The organism is Bacillus sp. RAR_M1_44 (assembly GCF_020165935.1).
Lineage (GTDB): Bacteria > Bacillota > Bacilli > Bacillales > Bacillaceae > Bacillus > Bacillus altitudinis.
Genome location: NZ_JAIUKX010000001.1, coordinates 2,300,824 through 2,315,188, shown reverse-complemented (window position 1 = coordinate 2,315,188; position 14,365 = coordinate 2,300,824). Strand labels below are relative to the sequence as shown.

General features: G+C 42.3%; 15 protein-coding genes. 6 read left to right on the top strand and 9 right to left on the bottom strand.

From position 1 onward, the window contains the following. The first annotated feature begins 16 nt into the window (after positions 1–16). On the top strand, positions 17–1,714 hold the full coding sequence (locus tag LCD34_RS12290; RefSeq protein WP_048002413.1) for a methyl-accepting chemotaxis protein: 1,698 nt from the start codon (positions 17–19) through the stop codon (positions 1,712–1,714). A gap of 137 nt (positions 1,715–1,851) precedes the next feature. Then, complete coding sequence (gene comJ, locus LCD34_RS12285) at positions 1,852–2,238, top strand: competence protein ComJ (protein WP_050826928.1); 387 nt, start codon at positions 1,852–1,854, stop codon at positions 2,236–2,238. Between the two features lies 1 nt (position 2,239). Here the strand turns inward: comJ and LCD34_RS12280 are convergent, their stop codons facing one another. Both LCD34_RS12280 and LCD34_RS12275 read right to left on the bottom strand, forming a co-directional pair. Then, positions 2,240–3,046, bottom strand: a complete 807-nt coding sequence (locus LCD34_RS12280; protein WP_171464962.1) for an aminoglycoside N(3)-acetyltransferase — start codon at positions 3,044–3,046, stop codon at positions 2,240–2,242. A 24-nt stretch (positions 3,047–3,070) separates the two neighbouring features. Then, positions 3,071–3,490 (bottom strand): Lrp/AsnC family transcriptional regulator, encoded by a 420-nt coding sequence (locus tag LCD34_RS12275; RefSeq protein WP_008347846.1) that lies wholly within the window; start codon positions 3,488–3,490, stop codon positions 3,071–3,073. Between the two features lie 115 nt (positions 3,491–3,605). On the opposite strand from LCD34_RS12275, the gene LCD34_RS12270 reads away from it, so the two are divergent. Beyond that, entirely contained in the window at positions 3,606–4,370 is a 765-nt protein-coding gene (locus LCD34_RS12270) for an MBL fold metallo-hydrolase (RefSeq protein WP_046342598.1), read from the top strand. Positions 4,371–4,416: 46 nt separating this feature from the next. Here LCD34_RS12270 and LCD34_RS12265 read toward each other — a convergent pair whose 3' ends face one another. Beyond that, positions 4,417–4,746, bottom strand: coding sequence for a YckD family protein (locus LCD34_RS12265; protein WP_007498247.1), 330 nt, complete (start codon positions 4,744–4,746; stop codon positions 4,417–4,419). Positions 4,747–4,984: 238 nt separating this feature from the next. On the opposite strand from LCD34_RS12265, the gene LCD34_RS12260 reads away from it, so the two are divergent. After that, on the top strand, positions 4,985–5,800 hold the full coding sequence (locus LCD34_RS12260; protein ID WP_370529221.1) for a transporter substrate-binding domain-containing protein: 816 nt from the start codon (positions 4,985–4,987) through the stop codon (positions 5,798–5,800). Positions 5,801–5,812: 12 nt separating this feature from the next. Continuing rightward, positions 5,813–6,490, top strand: a complete 678-nt coding sequence (locus tag LCD34_RS12255; RefSeq protein ID WP_008347854.1) for an amino acid ABC transporter permease — start codon at positions 5,813–5,815, stop codon at positions 6,488–6,490. Positions 6,491–6,717: 227 nt separating this feature from the next. On the opposite strand, the gene LCD34_RS12250 is transcribed toward LCD34_RS12255, so the two are convergent. The 5 genes from LCD34_RS12250 to LCD34_RS12230 form a co-directional block, all read right to left on the bottom strand. Further along, entirely contained in the window at positions 6,718–8,016 is a 1,299-nt protein-coding gene (locus LCD34_RS12250; RefSeq protein WP_039963203.1) for an arsenic transporter, read from the bottom strand. Between the two features lie 129 nt (positions 8,017–8,145). Continuing rightward, the gene (locus tag LCD34_RS12245) at positions 8,146–9,378 is read right to left on the bottom strand and encodes a PucR family transcriptional regulator (protein WP_046527174.1); all 1,233 of its coding nucleotides are present in this window, start codon (positions 9,376–9,378) and stop codon (positions 8,146–8,148) included. Between the two features lie 125 nt (positions 9,379–9,503). After that, entirely contained in the window at positions 9,504–11,051 is a 1,548-nt protein-coding gene (gene pruA / locus LCD34_RS12240; RefSeq protein ID WP_007498254.1) for an L-glutamate gamma-semialdehyde dehydrogenase, read from the bottom strand. A gap of 23 nt (positions 11,052–11,074) precedes the next feature. Next, positions 11,075–11,992, bottom strand: a complete 918-nt coding sequence (locus LCD34_RS12235) for a proline dehydrogenase family protein (RefSeq protein WP_007498256.1) — start codon at positions 11,990–11,992, stop codon at positions 11,075–11,077. Between the two features lie 161 nt (positions 11,993–12,153). Then, on the bottom strand, positions 12,154–12,957 hold the full coding sequence (locus tag LCD34_RS12230) for a nucleotidyltransferase domain-containing protein (RefSeq protein ID WP_046527176.1): 804 nt from the start codon (positions 12,955–12,957) through the stop codon (positions 12,154–12,156). Positions 12,958–13,017: 60 nt separating this feature from the next. Here LCD34_RS12230 and LCD34_RS12225 point away from each other — a divergent pair, with 60 nt between their 5' ends. Beyond that, the gene (locus tag LCD34_RS12225; protein ID WP_008342068.1) at positions 13,018–13,332 is read left to right on the top strand and encodes a hypothetical protein; all 315 of its coding nucleotides are present in this window, start codon (positions 13,018–13,020) and stop codon (positions 13,330–13,332) included. 70 nt (positions 13,333–13,402) lie between these two features. Here the strand turns inward: LCD34_RS12225 and LCD34_RS12220 are convergent, their stop codons facing one another. Continuing rightward, a complete protein-coding gene (locus tag LCD34_RS12220) occupies positions 13,403–14,365 on the bottom strand; it encodes an acetylxylan esterase (protein WP_046527177.1) in 963 nt (320 codons plus the stop codon).

The following is a 14,365-nucleotide window of genomic DNA, read 5'->3' as shown; positions in this document are numbered from 1 at the left end:
TAAAGGAGTAAAAAGCATGAAGAAAAAAGGAAAACTGAGGCTTGGCGCCAAAATAATGCTGATCTTTTTAAGTGTCCTCATCGTATTTTCAGCAGTGGTTGGTTATGTAGTGAACCGCGAAATGACAGAGAACATTAAGCAAATGGCCACCGAAAAAGCAAAAGGCGATCTAAAGCTAGGATACGCTTACCTAACTGAAAAGGTTGCTGGCTCGTGGCAGATAAAAGATGGCAAGCTTTACAAAGGAAATACTCAAATCAATAACCATGACACATTGGTTGATCAATTAGCCGAATATACTGGTGATACAATCACGATTTTCCAAGGAAATACCCGTGTTGCCACAAATGTCATGTTAAACGGGAAACGAGCTGTAGGAACCGAAGTCTCACCTGAAGTAAAGGCCGCTGTTTTGGATAAAGACGAGAATTATTACGGAACAGCCAATGTTGCCGGGAAAGACTACCAAACGGCTTATATGCCCATCAAAAATGATACAGGGGAAACGATTGGTATTTTCTATACCGGTGCAAATCAAAGCATGATTTCACAAATGCTTCAGTCTTTCTTTATTCAATTTGTCACGGTTCTACTGTTAAGTTTAATTGTTTCTGTTATCATTATTTCTATTTTCACAAAGCGGATTCAGACACGTCTCAAACATATGGCATCTGCTATTAAGAGTGCAGGCGAAGGAAATTTAACCATCAACGTGACAGATCACACAGGCGATGAACTTTCTGAGCTGGCAGGTCACTTTAATAAGATGCGTGAGAAATTAAATCAAACCATTTTAAATGTGATCAAAACATCTGAATTAGTAGCCACCTCTTCTGAGGAGCTGTCAGCTAGCGCAGAAGAAACGAGTGCAGCATCAGAAAAAATTACCCATACCATTCAAGAAGTCGCTCAATCGTCTGAACAGCAATCAGCCCAAATGACAGCTAGTGAGCACACGATGAGACAAGTATCTAACGAGCTAGTAAACATCACTGAAAATGCGGGACAAATGGCAACAAGAAGCCAATCCGCACAAGAAATGGCCCAAAAAGGTGTACAAAATATCGGTGAAGTCAATTCACAAATGACATCTATTGCAAAATCAATTGAAGAGAACGGTACAGCAATTCAAGCGCTAGAAACACGTTCAGCCGAGATTGATCAAATTTCCAAAGTGATTACAGATATCGCTAACCAAACTAATCTACTTGCTCTTAATGCGGCCATTGAGGCAGCACGCGCAGGTGAACATGGAAAAGGTTTTGCCGTTGTGGCAGACGAAGTGAGGAAACTCGCAGAAGAATCGCAAACATCATCCAACATGATTTCACATCTCATTTCCGAAATACAAAAAGAGATGAATCATTCGACGAGTGCCATTAAACGAGTACGAGAGGAAGCGGCTCAAGGGGCTGTTCTTATTTCTCATACAGAGGATTCATTTATTGACATTCAGCAGTCAATGAAGGAAATGGCAGATGGCATTCAACATTTATCAGATGCATCCCAAAAAATCGCAGCTTATACAAATGATGCGAAGCAGACCTTTGCCTCTATCACAGAAGGCGTTAAACTGACGAGTGAACATTCACAACAAGTAGCAGGTTTAACAGAAGAACAATTTGCAGCAATGGAAGAAGTAACAGCTTCATCAGAGGCTCTTGCCCATTTAGCAGGAGACCTAAAAGAAATGGTTTCGCAATTTCACATCTAGATCCCTCAAACAGTAGCGCAAGACGGCGACAATCGTCTTGCTGCCTAACATTCTCTTCAATTATCATACTTTCAAACATTCACTTTTCAACATGATCGCCAGCTGGACAAATTTTATGAATAAAGGAGTTAATCTATATGAATGATTTAAATCAAATGTATCCCCTATCTATCTCCTATCACCAAATCACCGTATACACTGGAAGCACGACGCCACCTGTGATTGATTGGACAGATGACGATATTCTTCAAGGATTCGCAACTGGGGATCGAGGTATTTCTTTTGAAGGCATCAATAACGGAAAGGCTTCTATTATCGTGACATTAAACAGCCATGAGCCTCCATCATCCGTTGATAGAGTCATCACAGTGCCATTTACTCATTCAAGTGATCATGTTTATCTAACAAGCGTCATGGCACAGGTACTGTCTTTCTCCATTCCAAAAGGAGACTATCAGCTCACCTGCTATATATCTGAGCACCCTGATCAAGATCTCTATTATTTTGATTTTCAGACTGCTTAGATCACGCCTGGTCGTACTGCTCAAGCCATTTTTCTGCAAAATCGACTGATTCTCTCATCGGCAATAAATACGAATTGGCTAGCCCGATTTGACTGTGGTTATAACTACATTCTGATTGTAAAAAGTCACGACCAATCTGTTCAAATAGTTCTTCTCTTGTGATGATATCTTGATACTCTTTCCACACCCTCCAACCATTCTCTAAAATGGGGGCCCCTCGTGTCATGAGGTCTTGCTGTGGGATTCGATATTCAGCTAAGTGAAAAGCTGTCACACTTTCGAATGACGTGCCAATTAGCAGCACTTTTGCATCAAGATCGTACATACGTCCAAGAGGTGAATTTTCTCCTAAACCATAAGGAAGCGCATGGTGGTTCAACACTTCATGTTTCCTTTTCCCCCAGGCGGTGAATGAGAAATGAGGATGATTGCTTCTTTCTACGCCTGGGTATTTCCAAAAGGTCTCCGCTACCTTTCCCATTGCTGTTGGAGCTGTGTAAGCTGGATCAAATGCAGGCATCGTGTCTTTGATCGGTTTCCACCAAGAATAAGGAACAGGCGGATTGATCCAATCAGCAGGATCAGACAGCTCTAATGTTTGTGCCGGCATAATCAGTGTTCCTTCATCTGTTAAAATATCCATCATAGCTTGTATAACGGCTATAGCTCCTCCATTCACCCAGCCAATAGATGACAAGGATGAGTGGACACATAAGATCATGCCCTTCCGTACACCAAGTTGAACCAAATCCGCTTTGATTCTTTCCTTTGTGATTGGTTCAGCCTGATGTTCAATTAATCTTTTCATCGGTTATTTCCTCCTGCGCCTCATCTATTCTTGATGAGTGAGACGTTTCACAGCGATAGACAATTTATAATTTGCATGCTTTGTTAGCTCCGTTAAAAATTGATCAAGCTCATCATGACTGGAGAAATGTCCTTCAGCCATATAACAGCCCTCTCCACTTATTTTAAACAGGTTTTTGATTTCTTCCTTTTGATGGAGAAACGATAAAAGCGGTTCATGATCATAACTTCGGGTAAAGAGCTGCAAAAATGTTTGGATGTTCTGCTGTGTCCGCCAGTTAATTGAAATGGTATAGGCTTCAATAATCCCCTCTTCCTCAAGCTTTAAAACTCTATTTTTAGCAGCTTGACCGGTTAAATGGACTTTTTCACCAAGTGCTTTCATCGTCAATCGGCTATTCTTTGAGAGTTCTTTTAATATATCCATATCTGTTTTGTCTAGCATTAGCTCACCTCTTTCAAAAATCAAGTCGTTCCGCTGAAAGACTTTCATGATCCTCTGTCACATGAGGCTCTTTTAATATACTGTAAACTTAATGAGAAAAAAAGGAGGCCTTCTAATGAAAATAACACTCATTCGTAATGCTACTTTATACCTTCAATATGGTCCGTCAACATTTTTAATCGATCCCTTTTTAGCAGCAAAAGGAACCTATCCACCGTTCCCGCATACTGCCAATCAACATGTAAACAATCCAATTGTTGAGCTGCCTGCAAACATTGATTTGGACAAGATATTACAGCCGGATGCTGTCCTGCTCACTCATTTACATGTAGATCACTTTGACGACGAGGCAAAAAAGAGATTAGCTCAAACTTTGCCGATCTATACTCAATCAGAGAAAGATCGCATGGAAGTAAAAGAAGCTGGATTTCAGCATGTCACATGCATTGAAGATGAAATGGATGTTTGCGGTGTTCATATCAAACGAACTGGCGGGCAGCACGGGACAGGAGAAACCGCTAAACGGATGGGACAAGTGAGCGGTTTTGTTTTCTCTCATCCTGATGAGCCTACTCTTTATATTGCAGGAGATACCATTTGGTGTGATGAGCCGAAAGAGGTTGTGAATACATGCCAGCCAGATATTATTGTGGTCAATAGTGGGGCTGCCCAATTTTTAGAGGGAGACCCCATTACGATGACAAAGGAAGAGATTGTAGACATTCACCATTCTCAACCACAAGCTCAAATCATCGCCTGTCACCTTGAAGCCGTGAATCATTGTTTATTAACAAGAGCAGCATTAACATCTTACATTCAAGAGAATCATGCAGATCAGGCCATTTTTGTCCCTCAAGATGGTGAGACGCTGACTTTTTAACACATAAACAATAAAAACCGGCCCCTTGCTGCCGGTTTTCTTAAACTTATGGTCGATGGTGCTGTGGTTTTTTTAGTAATGGAACAAACCCGTTATTTTTTAAGTGATTGTAATGTTCATCCATTCGTTTTGTGATGTGCGTGCCTTGTTCCTTCGTTAACACACCATACTGAACGTATTTTTCGATCACTTCTTTTCGTTTAGACAAAATTTGCTGTTCAAGTACTTCAATTTGTTTTTGTTGCTCTGTCGTTAATTTTACTTGATGCGTGACGGGGCGCTTTTCCATTTGGGGTGTTTCTCCATGAGCCGTATTCACTTGAAAACCAAATAATATCACCATCGTTAGTATGATCAAACCACTTGTTTTTTTCATCTCTGTCGTTCCCTCCTTTATTCGATTTTAATTTGCGCATTCTTTCCTTTTTTATACATTATTCACACCATCAAATTGCACATAATATTCTTACTTTTTCGCTTTTCATCTGAAAACGTTGTCCTAACTGAAAAAGCGTGCTATGTTTTGTTTTGTATAAAAAATAGAGGAGGATTCTTAAATGAGTCGTTTTTATCATAGAAAACCTATATGGGTGCTGCTTGTTGTGTCTGCTCTCATGCTTGTCATGTCTGCTTGCAATCAATCAGGCTCATCTCAGTCTGGAGAATCAAAGTGGGATCAGATTCAAAAGAAAGGGAAAATCGTGGTCGCTACTTCAGGCACCTTGTATCCTACGTCTTACCATGATACATCTAACGGCAAGGATCAATTGACTGGCTATGAAGTGGAAGTCGTCAAAGAAGCATTTAAGCGCCTTGACGTAAAAGTAGAATTTAAAGAAATGGGTTATGATGGTATGCTCAGTGCCATTAATTCAGGTCAGGTGGATGCCGCTGCAAACGATATCGACATCACAGATGACAGGAAAGATAAGTTCGCCTTTTCAACACCTTATAAATACTCATATGGAACCGCTATCGTCAGAAAAGATGATCTGTCAGGTATTAAAACGCTAAAGGATTTAAAAGGAAAGAAAGCAGCCGGTGCTGCAACGACTATTTATATGGATGTTGCCCGTAAGTATGGTGCAAAAGAAGTCATCTATGATAATGCCACAAACGAGCAATATTTAAAGGATGTTGCAAACGGCCGTACAGATGTCATTTTAAATGACTACTACTTGCAAACACTAGCGCTTGCTGCATTCCCTAAGCTAAATATTACGATCCATCCAGACTTAAAATACATGCCGAATGAACAAGGGTTTGTGATGAAAAAAGACAATACAGAGCTTCAAAAAGAATTAAATCGTGTATTAAAAGAGATGAAAAAAGACGGAACCATGAAAAAGATTTCGGAGAAATTCTTTAATCATGCTGACGTCTCAAAGAAAATTGATGTTGATGTCGAAGATGTCGACATTTCTAAATAAGGAGCCGCAGACGTGGGAGATATTCATTTAGAATATATCTTTAATCCTGCACTGGCAAAAGCGTCATTTCCATTTGTGATGAAAGGCATCTGGCTGACGCTGCTCATTTCTTTTGTGAGCATGTTTTTTGGTACGATTCTAGGCTTTTTTATTGCCCTTGCTAGAATGGCAAATACGTGGTTCCTTCGGTTGCCTGCACGGCTGTATATTTCATTCATGCGTGGGGTTCCCATTCTGGTCATTTTGTTTATCCTTTATTTCGGATTCCCTTACATCGGCATTGAATTTACAGCTGTCACTGCTGCTATTATTGGATTCAGCTTCAATAGTGCTGCATACATTGCCGAAATTAACCGGGCGGCTCTCTCCTCTGTTCCAAGTGGTCAAGTGGAAGCCGCCAAATCACTTGGTCTCAGTTATTGGCAAACGATGCGCGGAGTCATTTTGCCTCAATCCGTGCGCATTGCACTGCCGCCCCTGACCAACGTCATGCTTGATTTAATCAAAGCTTCCTCACTAGCGGCAATGATTACTGTACCCGAACTCTTCCAACAAGCAAAAATTGTGGGCGGAAGAGAATTCGATTATATGACCATGTATATATTGGTTGCCTTGATTTACTGGGGCATATGCAGTGTGGTCTCATTGCTCCAAGACTTTTTGGAAAAACGCTATGCAAAATATCTATAACAACAAAAAACAGATCCATTGGATCTGCTCAGATTGTTAACAAAGGGCTAAAATGAACTTGATTTTAGCCCTTTGTTTCCTTTTCAGCGTAAAAGAAAACCTTTGCAGTCTAGGAAGGACGAGCACTGGAGCAGAGCGAATTTGACATTCGTGAGCACCAGCGCGCAGGACTGACGCCGAATGCGAGGGTTTGTCTTCACGCTGAGCAAATCCATTGGATCTGCTTTTTAATGTATCAGCCATAACCACACATACAACCCCAATAACGTGATGATCAGAGTCGGTATGGTTAGAATGATTCCAGCTTTCATGTATGCTCCCCAAGAAATATGCACACCTTTTTTCTTCAAGACATGAAGCCACAGCAGTGTCGCCAATGAACCGATTGGGGTCATTTTCGGACCAAGGTTTGAACCGATGACGTTGGCATAAATCAGCCCATCTCTCATCACACCTGCTGTATCTGTGTGACCGATGGCAATCGCATCAATTAAAACGGTTGGGAGATTGTTCATGACAGAAGATAGTACTGCTGCCAGAACCCCCATAAACATCGTTCCCGCAAGTAAACCGTGTGACGCCCCCTGTTCAATCCATGCCGCTAAAATTTCTGTCAGGCCGACATTTTTCAGCCCATACACCACGACATACATGCCGATAGAGAAAAACACAATCGACCACGGTGCTTCTTTGACGACTCGTTTTGTCGCCACTTGTGGACTCCGTTTCGCCAGCCATAAGAAAGCAATGGCAATGCCTCCTACAATGATTGACACCGGAATGCCTGCCAATTCCCCAGCAAAATATCCAACAAGCAAGCATCCTAACACATACCAAGATAACCGGAACATGCGCAGATCACGAATGGCCGAAGCTGGTTCCTTCGCCTGCGAAACATCGTACGTTTTCGGGATGAGTTTCCGATAAAACACATACAGCACAAGCATACTAGCGCCAAGCGATACAAGGTTTGGAACGAACATGTTTGCTGTATATTCAAGAAAGCCAATATGAAAATAATCGGCTGATACGATATTGACCAAGTTACTAATGACAAATGGCAAAGACGTCGTATCTGCAATAAAGCCGCTTGCCATGACAAATGGCAGGATCATACGCTCATCCAGCTTCAGCGCTCTGACCACAGATAAAACGATCGGGGTTAAGATAAGTGCCGCTCCATCATTGGCAAAAAAAGCTGCTACCACAGCGCCGAGCAATGTTAAATAAATAAACATGCGGACCCCGTTCCCTCTTGCGGCTTTTGCCATATGAAGTGCCGCCCATTCAAAAAAACCAATCTCATCTAAAATCAATGAAATGATGATAATTCCAATAAATGCAAAGGTGGCGTTCCAGACAATTTGGGTAACTTCCCATACATCGCCCAAATGAACGACCCCAAAAGCAAGCGCAAGAATCGCTCCCCCGCACGCTGACCATCCAATGGTTAAACGTCCTGGCTGCCAAATGACAAGGACGAGGGTCATGATGAAAATCAAAATGGCCAAGGTGACTGATCCCAAAGGTGGCCCTCCTTTCACTTTCCTTATAAAATCTTTATCTATCATACAACGAAATAAGGCAATTGTATGCCATTTTATCATCTCGCATAAAAATCCGCAGGTCAGCCTTTGCACCTGCGGAGTCCATACCTATTGATCTTTTTTCATCAGCATCAATTCAATAAATAACTCACAACGCTGGCTAAAATGACTTAAATCAATAGACGTCATTTCAAAAATTTGTTTCATTCGATAGTTTAGTGTATTTTGATGAATAAACAACTGCTCTGCAGCTGGCTTTAGCTTGCAATTATTCAATAAGTAGACCTCTAAGGTTTTTAAAAATGATGTTTGGCTGTCACGGTCTTTTTCCTTTAGGCGCAACAAATCTGGATTGAAGTCGTTTTTCTTTTTTTGGTGACTGTAAATCGGGTCTAAGAACCGGAAGACCCCCAAATGCTCGTAATCGTATGGAATTAATTCCTGTCCGCCGACAATCTTCACTGCTTTCACGACTTCTATCGCTTCAAATCGACTTGTGCTCATTTTCATGACATCTCGATATTCTCTTCCCATCCCAATATATAAAGGAGATGGGTGTGTATGCGTTTTCGATTGAAGATGGGCGACGACATCCGCAGCGGTCGCTTTTGGTGAGTGGCGATCTGACAAACTGCCTAATATCACGACGATGTCTGCTTGCACAGAGTAGACATGATTGACCTTGTCTTCTAGCTGTAAATAGGTTCTAATCACATCCTTCACATCTTCTGCCGTCTCACTTTTGTTATCGGCGGCATGAACAACCATCACAGTAAAGACAGCTGGCAGTGGAATGCTTAAATTCTCAGCTTCCCATTTCAGCTCTTCTTCTGTATAAAAATGATCATCCATGACCTTTTTGAAGAACTCTTCAATCTTGCCTTCCTTTTTCTCCAACTGTTTCTTATTTTTATAAATAACTTTTCCAACCTGAAACGATGCCTCGTGTAAAAATTGTAGCTCCTCTTGAGAGAGAGAATCTTCAATGTCCTGCACCCAAATAAAGCCGACAACCTCTTGTTTGTGCTTGGCGCTCACAGCCACCCGACGATTAAACCCGAGCTCCTCATGACCATTCACATAAAAAGGATTTGAATCTGTATATAGCTGCTCAATGACCCCTGTTTTTTTTAACCAATCCACCACAGCTCCCGGACATTCCTTTGAGAAAATGGTTTGCTGATTGACTGGGTCGAACTGCTGGATGCTGTAAGAATTATAAGCAAGCAGCTGACATTCAGTACTTTCTAAAATGACTGGTTTTTTTAAATAACCACTAATAAATGCAATTAATTTATCGACATCAAAAAATGTATGAAGCTTTTCTAATATCTCTTCCATCCCGATTGCTCCCTGAATAAGTGATACATTTATCATACTTCTTTCCAGTCAGATTTGTATAGAAACAAGTCGTAGACAGGTAAAAAAAGCATGAACTCGCCTTCACGAGTTCATGCTTTTCCATATTAAAACATTTCGCTGATCGTTTTGGCCTGCATGTGCAGAGCAAGATAATCTGGACCGCCTGCTTTTGAATCAGTTCCTGACATTTTAAAGCCGCCAAATGGGTGGTAACCCACAATCGCTCCCGTACAGTTACGGTTAAAGTAAAGGTTCCCGACATGGAACTCCTGCTTCGCACGGTTGATGTGATCACGATTATTTGTAATGACCGCACCGGTTAACCCGTATTCTGTGTTGTTGGCTACTTCAAGCGCCTCATCAAAGCTTGAGACTTTTGAGAAAGCTAGGACAGGTCCAAAGATTTCTTCTTGCATTAAACGAGATGTTGGCTCTAGATCTGCAAACACGGTTGGATGAATGAAGTACCCTTCTGAATCATCACTTGTTCCGCCAGTGACTAGACGGCCTTCTTGCTTGCCAATTTCGATATATTCCGTGATCTTGTCAAAGGAAGCTTGATCAATGACAGGTCCCATGTACACATCAGCTGATAACGGATTCGCTGTTGTTTTCGTTTCTGTGATTTCTTTCACTCGCTCAACGACTTGGTCATACAGCTTCTCGTGGACGACAGCACGAGATCCAGCTGAACATTTTTGACCTGAGAATCCGAAGGCTGATGTGAAAATGGCGTTAGCCGCTAATTCAACATCTGCATCCTCATCTACAACGACTGTATCTTTACCGCCCATTTCAGCAATGACACGCTTTAAATGCTGTTGTCCTGGCTGTACTTTTGCCGCACGTTCAAAAATACGTGTGCCCACTTCTCTTGATCCAGTGAATGTAATAAGGCTTGTTTTCGGATGATCTACTAAGTAATCTCCTACTTCTGCTCCGCTACCTGGCACGAAGTTGACAACACCTTTCGGAAGACCTGCTTGCTCCAGTTCTTCTACAAAGCGGGCAGCAATGACAGGCGTCGCACTTGCTGGTTTTAAAACAACTGTATTCCCTGTGACGATTGGTGCAACGGTTGTTCCTGCCATGATCGCAAACAAGAAGTTCCATGGTGGAATGACAAGCGTCACGCCAGTTGGTGTGTACACATATTGATTGCGTTCCCCTTCGCGGCTGTTCACCGGTTTGCCTTTCGCAAGCTCTAGCATTTGACGGGCATAATACTCTAGGAAGTCAATGGCTTCTGCTGTATCTGCATCCGCTTCATTCCAAGGCTTCCCTGCTTCTTTTACGAGAAGGGCTGAATACTCATGCTTTTTACGGCGAATGCTTGCCGCAGCGCGGAATAAGACGCCGGCTCTTTCTTCTGGAGACGTGTAGCGCCATGTTTCAAACGCTTTTGCCGCAGCTTGAATCGCTTGCTCTGCCTCTTCTTTCCCAGCTTTTGATACGGTACCCACGACTTCTTCCTTCTTCGCTGGATTGATCGAGACAATCTTGTCTGTTGTTTCGATTCTTTCTCCATTAATCACAAGCGGATAGGTTTGCCCAAGTGATTCTGTTACTTTGGCTAATGCTTGTTCAAACGCTTGGCGATTTTCTTCCTGGCTAAAATCCGTGAATGGTTCATGCTTGTAAGGTGTTGTCATCTTTGTCACGCTCCCGTTTCAAATTATTTTCTCGTCATCCCTTTTAAAGCAAATGCAATGTTTGCCGGTCGTTCTGCAAGACGTCTCATGTAGTAGCCATACCACTCTCGTCCATACGGGGTGTAGACCCTCATTTGATAGCCTTCCTTCACGAGTGCTTGCTGCGTTTCTGATCTCATGCCATACAGCATTTGAAATTCGAACTGATCTGTCTGTATATTGTGTTTTTTCACAATATGTTTCGTAAATTCGATCATTTGATCGTCATGTGTCGCAATGGCTGTATAATTCCCTGAGAGTAACTGCTTTTCGATCAGCTTCTTGTAATTCTGATCGACGTCTTTTTTGTTTGGATACGCCACTTCGGCGGATTCCTTATAGGCACCCTTTACAAGTCTTAAAAATGGCTGCAACTCATTTAGGTCATCAAGATCTTGTTCTGTTCTGTACAAATACGCCTGCAAAACCGTACTGACATACTCATATTGAGATTTCATTTCTTTAAAAATGTCCAGCGTTTTTTGACAGCGCTGTTCATCCTCCATATCAATTGTCACCATAATACGGTGTTTCTCTGCCGTATCTAAAATGCTTTTCATATTGCGATACACAAGGTCATCGTCAATATCTAAGCCAAGCGATGTCATTTTAAGTGACACGTGGGAATTGAGTCCCGCCTCTGCAATTCGCTGAATGGTTTGAATACACTCATTCGTCCGCTCATTTGCAATCTCTGCCTTTGTGACAAACTCACCGAGGTGATCAACCGTTACGGCCATACCTTGATCGTTTAATCGTTTGATGACAGGGATAGCGCTCTCAAAATCCTTCCCACCGATGATTTTCTTTGATGCAACAGCACTTCCCCAATTACGAGCAATATGGTTCAAGAGACTGCTCTTTGACAAAAACAAGAAGAAATTTCTTGTGACCGACTCCATAAAGGGCACCTCCCACTCTTTGTAAGCTATGTCTTTATTGTAAGGCTCATGAGCTGTCTGCTACAATATTTGAAGATGACAAAAATTCTGACTTTTTTTGTGGTTTTATCACAATAGGAGATAAAAAAGAGCCTGCCGCTAACCGGCTGGCTCTTTCACGCTTACGCCCACACCTCATCAAGGGTAGACTGCAAAAGCTCATTTAATTCTTGCATCAGATTGTCTTTCGGCTGATTGTAGCTTTTCACCAATTCATCAAAACGCACCAGTTCTTGATCAATAAATGGATGGACATGAGCGAGACGGTTCTCTACATCCATTTCTTCTCCGTCCATTTTACGTTTGAGCAGTTCGTGAATTTCTGTTAACAGCGGGCCTTCCTCCACTAGCTCCTTGAGTAATTCATGAAAGTCCATTGGTGGAACTGTTCGGTAACGTTCAATCCACTGACAGGCAAGCAGCGGACGAAGCACATAGAAATACTTCTTGATTCGCACCTGCTCTCCTCGTAAATGCCGGCTCTCATTCCGCTTCGCCATATTGAGGTAATGATACATCAAAGCCGCAGGGTAAAACGCTCGATCCTTTAATTCTCTTAGCTGCTTGGCTAGAGAGAAGGATTCAGCATAGATGATGTCAGAAGACAGCCATTCCATAATGGATGGATTCGATTTATTGAATAAACGCAGCGCCTTTCTAAGCTCCCAGCCGCTGATATCAAGCATGTCATCAATCGGCCGTTCAATGACATCTCGATGTTCTTCCATCGCCCAGTACCATTCCTTCCGGGGAACGTATAAAAAGCGAACATCATAATCACTGTCAGTTGAAGGAAATCCCCATGCCCTGCTGCCCGATTCAACGGCGAGACAAATCTTGATGTCATACGTTTCTTCGATGATTTTCAGCTCTTCCTTAATTCTTTCTCTCAAGTGTCCATCAACTCTTTCTATAGAATTCTGCATGACTTCTTCACCTTTTGGGAAAATACGAATAAGACATATATGAAAAAGGAGTTGGATCTGATGTCTATATCTCGCATTATGAAATGGATCACTGGGATTTTTGAAGCTTGCCTTGCTATCCCTGTGATCGGAGGTCTATTCGTTATCAGCAATGGCTATTCACCGCTCATGGTCATGCTTATTCTGCATATTATCACACTCGTCTTATCGAAGCGAGACCAGGGACCAATGATCGGAAGTATCATTGGAATTGTCACATCCTGCCTTGCATGGATTCCGATTCTCGGATTCATCCTTCACATCATCACAGCCCTTGCCCTGATCGTTACAGCATTAGTACCTGATGAAAAAACAAGACAGAACACCAGTTATTAAGCTGATCGCTCCAATAGCTGAAAAAGACAAAGAGCTAAAATGAATGTCATTTTAGCTCTTTGTCATGCTCTTATGTTGATAGAAGCAAATGCTTTTGTAAAAAGGACAGCTTCTCTGTTTGAAAAGCAGGAATAAACTCGTGCCCAAAATATCGGTACACTTTCAGCTCTTTATCTGTTTCTAAATGATTGTATGCCGCAAACACGGTGGATGGCGGTGTCACTTGATCAATCAGACCGATCGCCATCAATGTTGGCTGTTTCACCCAGCCGGCTAAATTGATTAAATCAAAGTAACTTAATGTCTCAAATCCCTTTTCTTCAGCTTCAGGATCACTGTTTCTGCGAAAGTATGAATTGATTTCTAAATAAGGCTGCTCCAAGGCAACATCAACCGCACGCTCAAAATTTGATAAGTAAGGATAGTCTGCCACAACGACTTTTGGAATGTCTGAAAGGGCTGCTGCCGCAATCGCTAACGCACCCCCCTGACTTCCACCGATCACGCCGATACGGTGTTCATCTACTTCGGGGAAAGACTGAATGACTTCGAGTGCACGAACAGCATCTAGATAAACGCCTCGATAATAGTACGTATCCTTCGATAAAATGCCTTTTGTCATCCACCCTAATGCATGCCCGCCTGGCGTCACTGATGTGTCTTCACTGCCACCTTGACCACGGACAAGCATTCCAAACGTCGCATAGCCATGCAGCGCCCAGTTGACGATGTCGTGAATGCCGCCGTCATAGCTGGCATTATAGCCATGAAAACGAACGAGCGCTGGATGCGGACCAGTTTGATCAGGCACAGCATAAAAGCCTTCAATTTTAGAATGTCCAAAGCTTTGATACGTCAGGCGGTACACCTTGACGCCTTTCACTGGATACTCATAAGATTCAAGTGTTGGCTCTGCCTCCACTTGGTGCAGTTCTTCGAGCGATTTCTTCCAAAAGTCTGAGAAATCAGGACGTGCTGTTTTCTTTGGTTTATATTTCTTTAGCTCTTCTAGTGATAAATCGAACAATTGCAT